This window comes from Kineococcus indalonis (assembly GCF_009906395.1).
Classification (GTDB): Bacteria; Actinomycetota; Actinomycetes; order Actinomycetales; family Kineococcaceae; genus Kineococcus; species Kineococcus indalonis.
On the sequence record NZ_JAAALM010000448.1, the window covers coordinates 1 to 3,393 of the forward strand.

The 3,393-nt window shown below is 75.6% G+C and carries 3 protein-coding genes; all 3 read left to right on the top strand.

Features of this window, described 5'->3' with window-relative positions; genetic code table 11:
- The first annotated feature begins 9 nt into the window (after positions 1-9).
- Positions 10-993, top strand: coding sequence for a gluconeogenesis factor YvcK family protein (locus tag GTR00_RS17220; RefSeq protein ID WP_166612814.1), 984 nt, complete (start codon positions 10-12; stop codon positions 991-993).
- 118 nt (positions 994-1,111) lie between these two features.
- A complete protein-coding gene (gene whiA / locus GTR00_RS17225) occupies positions 1,112-2,092 on the top strand; it encodes a DNA-binding protein WhiA (RefSeq protein ID WP_166612812.1) in 981 nt (326 codons plus the stop codon).
- A 244-nt stretch (positions 2,093-2,336) separates the two neighbouring features.
- On the top strand, positions 2,337-3,341 hold the full coding sequence (gap, locus tag GTR00_RS17230; RefSeq protein ID WP_166612813.1) for a type I glyceraldehyde-3-phosphate dehydrogenase: 1,005 nt from the start codon (positions 2,337-2,339) through the stop codon (positions 3,339-3,341).
- Positions 3,342-3,393: the final 52 nt, after the last annotated feature.

Genomic DNA, 3,393 nt, shown 5'->3' on the forward strand with positions numbered 1-3,393 from the left:
GGACAGCCCGTGCCCGCCGTCGTCGCCCTCGGCGGCGGGCACGGGCTGTCCGCCTCGCTGTCCGCGCTGCGCCACCTCACCGACCGCCTCACCGCCGTGGTGACCGTCGCCGACGACGGCGGCTCCTCCGGCCGGCTGCGCCGCGAGCTGGGCGTCCTGCCCCCCGGGGACCTGCGCATGGCCCTGTCGGCGCTGTGCGACGACTCCGAGTGGGGCCGCACCTGGCGCGACGTGCTGCAGCACCGCTTCGACAGCGCCGGCGGGCTGCACCAGCACGCCACCGGCAACCTGCTCATCGCCACCCTGTGGGAGCTGCTCGGCGACCAGGTCGCCGGCCTGGACTGGGTCGGCCGGCTGCTGGGCGCGCGCGGGCGCGTGCTGCCCATGGCCGCGGTGCCCCTGGACATCGAGGCGGACGTGCTGGGCCTGGTGCCCGGCGACGAGACCGCCCTCACGCCCGTGCGCGGGCAGGTCGCCGTCGCCTCCACCACCGGCCGGGTGGCCGGCGTGCGCCTGGTGCCGCCGGACCCGCCGGTGCCCGCCGAGGTGCTGGAGGCGGTGCGCACCGCGGACTGGGTGGTGCTGGGCCCGGGCTCCTGGTTCACCAGCGTCCTGCCGCACCTGATGGTCCCGGCCCTGGCGCACGCCCTCACCGCGACGAGCGCGCGCGTGTGCGTCACCCTGAACCTGGCCGTGCAGCCCGGCGAGACCGACGGCTTCAGCGCCGAGGCGCACCTGGAGGTGCTCGCCGCGCACGCGCCGGGGCTGCGCGTGGACGCGGTCGTCGCCGACCCGGTGGCCGTGGCCGACGCCGGCGCGCTGGCGTCGGTGGCGCACGGCCTGGGCGCGGAGCTGCTGCTGCGCCCGGTCTCCGCGGGCGACGGCACCGCCCGGCACGACGCGCTGCTGCTGGCGGCGGCCTACCGCGACGTGTTCACCGGCCCGCCCGGGCCGGCCCGGGCACCGGCGGCGCCGCCGCGGGGGCGGCCGTGAGCGGCGCGGGCACCGTGAGGGGCACGACGAGGCGCACGACGAGGGGCACGACGAGGGGCACGCAGGGGGCGGCGCGGTGCGCGCCGCCCGTGGACGCGAGGTCCGAGGAGGACGGGACATGGCGATGACGGCGGCGGTCAAGGACGAGCTGAGCCGGCTGCCGGTGACGACGACCGCGGCGCGCAAGGCCGAGGTGTCGGTGATGCTGCGCTTCGCCGGGGGGCTGCACATCGTCTCCGGGCGCATCGTCATCGAGGCGGAGCTGGACTCCGCCTCGATCGCGCGCCGGCTGCGGCGCGACATCGCGGACGTGTTCGGGCACTCCAGCGACCTGCTCGTCGTGCAGGCCTCCGGGCTGCGCCGCGCCACCCGCTACGTGCTGCGGGTCGCGCGCGACGGCGAGTCGCTGGCGCGCCAGACGGGCCTGCTGGACACGCGCGGGCGGCCGGTGCGCGGGCTGCCCTCGCACATCGTGTCCTCCTCCACCCAGATCGCCGAGGCGGCCTGGCGCGGAGCGTTCCTGGCCCGCGGCTCGCTCACCGAGCCGGGCCGCTCCGCGGCCCTGGAGGTCACCTGCCCGGGCCCGGAGGCGGCGCTGGCGCTGGTGGGCGCCGCCCGCCGCCTGGAGCTGTCCGCCAAGGCCCGCGAGGTGCGCGGCGTGGACCGCGTCGTGCTGCGCGACGGCGACGCCATCAGCGCGCTGCTGACCCGCCTGGGCGCGCACGACGCGATGATGACCTGGGAGGAGCGGCGCATGCGCCGGGAGGTGCGCGCCACCGCCAACCGCCTGGCCAACTTCGACGACGCGAACCTGCGCCGCTCCGCGCGCGCGGCCGTGGCCGCCGGCGCGCGGGTGGAGCGGGCCCTGGAGCTGCTGGGCGACGACGTGCCCGACCACCTGCTGCAGGCGGGCCGGCTGCGCCTGGAGCACAAGCAGGCCAGCCTGGAGGAGCTGGGCCAGCTGGCCGACCCGCCGATGACCAAGGACGCCATCGCCGGGCGCATCCGCCGGCTGCTGGGCATGGCCGACAAGCGCGCCGGCGAGCTGGGCGTGCCCGGCACCGACTCCGGCCTCACGGCCGACATGCTCGACGCCTGACGGCCGACATGCTCGACGCCTGACGGCCGTCGTGCTCGACGCCTGACGGCCGTCGTGCTCGACGCCCGGACCGGGACGGTCCCGGCGTGGTCCTGACGTGTGCCGCGCCCCCCGCTGCACCCGGACGTGACGCAGGCCATAGGGTCGGGGCGTCGCCGCGGCGCTGCGGCGGGCGCAGCACACGTCAGGAACACGCAGAGCTGACGCGCCCGGGTCCGGCCCGGTGCGTCGAGGAGGAGAGCGCATGACCACCAAGGTCGGCATCAACGGCTTCGGCCGCATCGGCCGCAACTTCTTCCGCGCCGCGCTGGCCTCCGGCGCGGACATCGAGGTCGTGGCCGTCAACGACCTCACCGACGCCAAGGCGCTAGCCCACCTGCTCAAGCACGACTCCGTCCTGGGCAAGCTGCCCGAGGAGGTGCGCGTCGAGGGCGACTCCATCGTGGTCGGCTCCCGCAGCGTGAAGGTCCTCGCCGAGCGCGACCCGGGCAAGCTGCCCTGGGGCGAGCTGGGCGTGGACGTCGTCATCGAGTCCACCGGCTTCTTCACCGACGGCGAGAAGGCCAAGGCCCACGTGGCCGGCGGCGCCAAGAAGGTCATCATCTCCGCGCCGGCCAAGAACGACGACGTCACCGTCGTCATGGGCGTCAACGACGGCGACTACGACCCCGCGCAGCACACGATCATCTCCAACGCGTCGTGCACCACGAACTGCCTGGCCCCGCTGGCCAAGGTCCTCCAGGACGCCTTCGGCATCGAGCGCGGCCTGATGACCACGGTGCACGCGTACACCGCCGACCAGAACCTCCAGGACGGCCCGCACAAGGACCTGCGCCGCGCCCGCGCCGCCGCCCTGAACATCGTGCCCACCAGCACCGGTGCGGCCAAGGCCATCGGCCTGGTGCTGCCCGAGCTGAAGGGCAAGCTCGACGGCTACGCGCTGCGCGTGCCCGTCCCGACCGGCTCCGCCACGGACCTGACCGTCACCCTGAGCCGCGAGGTCACCGCCGAGGAGGTCGACGCCGCCTACCGCGCCGCCGCCGACGGCCCGCTGAAGGGCTTCCTGGTGTACTCCGACGAGGAGCTCGTCTCCAGCGACATCGTCACCGACCCGGCCTCGTGCATCTACGACTCGGGCCTGACGAAGGTCAACGGCGACCAGGTCAAGGTCGTCGGCTGGTACGACAACGAGTGGGGCTACTCCAACCGCCTCGTGGACCTGACGGCCCTGGTCGGCAGCTCCCTCTGAGCACCACCACCGGCCCGGGACGCACCGCCCCGGGCCGGTGGTGGTGCTCAGA